Source organism: Methylobacterium sp. E-016 (assembly GCF_022829745.1).
Lineage (GTDB): Bacteria > Pseudomonadota > Alphaproteobacteria > Rhizobiales > Beijerinckiaceae > Methylobacterium.
The window spans coordinates 1-2,505 of record NZ_JAKSYF010000026.1 but is presented as its reverse complement, the minus strand read 5'-3'; the positions used below and the strand labels follow the sequence as shown (position 1 = coordinate 2,505).

2 protein-coding genes and 1 pseudogene are annotated in these 2,505 nt (G+C 62.0%); 2 read left to right on the top strand and 1 reads right to left on the bottom strand.

Annotated elements, in window-relative coordinates; translation table 11 throughout:
• Positions 1 to 190: hypothetical protein (locus MKK68_RS01680; protein ID WP_244028083.1), on the top strand; the 190-nt coding region annotated here is incomplete at its 5' end.
• 391 nt (positions 191 to 581) lie between these two features.
• Here the strand turns inward: MKK68_RS01680 and MKK68_RS01670 are convergent.
• Positions 582 to 947 (bottom strand): hypothetical protein, encoded by a 366-nt coding sequence (locus MKK68_RS01670; protein WP_244028073.1) that lies wholly within the window; start codon positions 945 to 947, stop codon positions 582 to 584.
• Positions 948 to 1,876: 929 nt separating this feature from the next.
• On the opposite strand from MKK68_RS01670, the pseudogene MKK68_RS01665 reads away from it, so the two are divergent.
• Positions 1,877 to 2,505 (top strand): annotated as a pseudogene (locus MKK68_RS01665) (IS3 family transposase); the annotation flags it as partial.

Below are 2,505 nucleotides of genomic sequence, written 5' to 3'. Positions count from 1 at the left end.
TGCAGCGGAGGCGGACGTGGAGAGCGACGCTGCGCCGAGCGCGGCGAACAGGGCGGCGGCAATGATGGATGAGCGCAAGATGGTTCTCCTCGCATGCCGCCAGAAGCGACAGCCTTCTCCCGTCGGTCGACCGGAGAATGGAAGAACCAAGCTCAAGCTCGTTTCGATCCGTTCGATCGTGGACCCGTAAGCGCGTGGAATGCGCAGCCGGGCACCTCGGATAGCCATCCCCGCTTAGACAGCGTTTAAGTGAGTGCGCGCTGCGGGCCCATTGGCAGCGATCCAGTCGGGCGAGAGGACGTGGCCTTCCTCCGTCACGATCCATGGTAGCGCTCTCGGATCTCGGAGCGCGTCGATCGCAACCGTCAGGGCTTCGCGCAGTGTTCGAAACTCATGTCCCTCCTGCCTACGGGGAGACATACCCCGCGGCCAGATCGTCAGATCGGCGGGCTTGTCCAGGTCGCTGAGCGTCATGCGAACAGTCTGCTTCGATGGGAGGGACACGCCTCGATACCGGAGCCCTATGGCTTCGGTTGGACGATCGTGTTTCGGGTATGTGACCGTGTTGGATGGAGGGAGCCCTAAGCCCGTGCGCCTACCCGGTGCGACCCACCCAGGCTGATCCCCTTCGACGACACCGAACGCGTGCCGAACGATGTCGGAGCGTAGGGTTTGCGTGACAGGTCATGCAGCGCATCCCCGACGAGACCTGGCGCTCCTTGTAGAGCGCGCCTTTCGCAGGTTGCGGCGATGCGGATGCCGAGTTCATGGGTGTGGCTTCGCCCGTAGAGGTAGACCGCCAGCCGTGCGCGGGTGGCCTCGGGGATGCCTTCCAACAGGTTGAGCAGCGTCTCGGCTTCAGCGCCCATGAGCCGCCCCAGCACCTCTATGGCGACCGGGCAGTCCGCAGCAGGATCATCGACGCTGATCGGGTACGCTCGGTTCACGACGGCACCTGTTGGCTGGACGCGAGCACGGTGGTGGCAGGTGGTTAATGATTGGTGTCGCGGATCAGTAATGCCGCTCGGCCCGCATTGGTCACCGATCGGCCCTGAGCGGAACCATTGCTTCTACCGTCCGTGTGAAGTGTTTTATAGAGAAGCTTATGCGCGCTACTCTTCTAAACGCTAGACCGGGCAAAACCGTTCACACTGCTCAAAATACGCAGTATGCGTAGAAAGCTTTACTTTCGCAAGATCCCCACCGCCTAGTTAGCGGTACTACTATTGATCAGGGGCAGCAGCCGGATCTGCGATGGGGAACTCAGGTCCTTCTGCTCTGGCTTTGATGCTAAGAGCTGCCCAATTTGCCGTCGTCCGACACCCGACGCACACAGATCGCAGGACGCGCAGATCACGGCCTGCTATGGCCAAATCGAACTTCTCCATCTTGATCCGCGCCGCTCTATTCGCCGCTTCGATATTCGGGAGCGCAGCGGTGGAGACTGAAATCTCTGGCAGGCTTTCAACTGATTTAAGGGGCGGTTGTGGGTGGATAGCAGCGACCCGCTTTTGGGACATGGCTGGACTGGCGATAAATTGGACCGCGATCAGCACGACAACCGGAAGGCGCATCCTCGAAGCTCCGAGAGCTGCGGGTCACTGCGCCGCATACGATCAACGGCGCACACCCGCCGATGACGCTGCTGCCTTATGGTTAATAAAAGCTTGTTGAGGCTGCGGACTCGTTCATTGGACTACCCAAGCTGCGCACAATTTACGACATTTGCGATGGCGCCTGCACCTCGCCATTCACCTCCAAAAGGAGGATGCCTTACCGCTTCCGAGGCGACGCTTGCGCCGCATCCCTCTGACCTGACCGGCTGGCTTTGGACTGGGCTGATTGAGAGGATCAGCCAGGACTGAAGGAGCTGGACATGAAGCGAGGTCAGAAGACGGGTGCGGAGCAGGTGGTGCTGAAGCTGCGCCAGATTGAGGTGCAGACGGCGCAGGGTAAAAGTTTGGCGATAGCGTGCCGGGAGGCGGAGATCTCCGAGCAAAGCGACTCACGCTGGCGCAAGGAGTACGGCGGCCTGCAGATCGACCAGGCCCGTCGGATGAAGGATCTGGAGCGTGAGAACGCTCGATTGCGCCGGCTTGTGGCTGACTTGTCCCTGGTGGGTCAGGTGTTGGCGGACGTCGCCGCGGGAAACTTATAGCCCCGGAGCGACGCCGGCAGGCAGTCGACGCGATCCAGGAGAAGTACGGCCTCTCGGAGCGCCACGCCTGTCGGATCGTCGGCCAGCACCGGGGTACGCAACGCTACGTGCCCACGGTACCGGCTGACGAGGATGCGCTGACCCGCGCCATCATCGCCTTGGCGTCCGAGTACGGACGCTACGGCTATCGCCGCGTCACCGCGCTGCTGCAGGCAGCGGGCTGGCAGGCGGGGAAAGACCGGGTTCAGCGGATCTGGCGTCGTGAGGGGCTCAAGGTTCCGCAAAAGCATCGGCCGCGAAGCCGGCTGTGGTTGAACGATGGCTCATGCGTACGGCTGCGGCCTCTC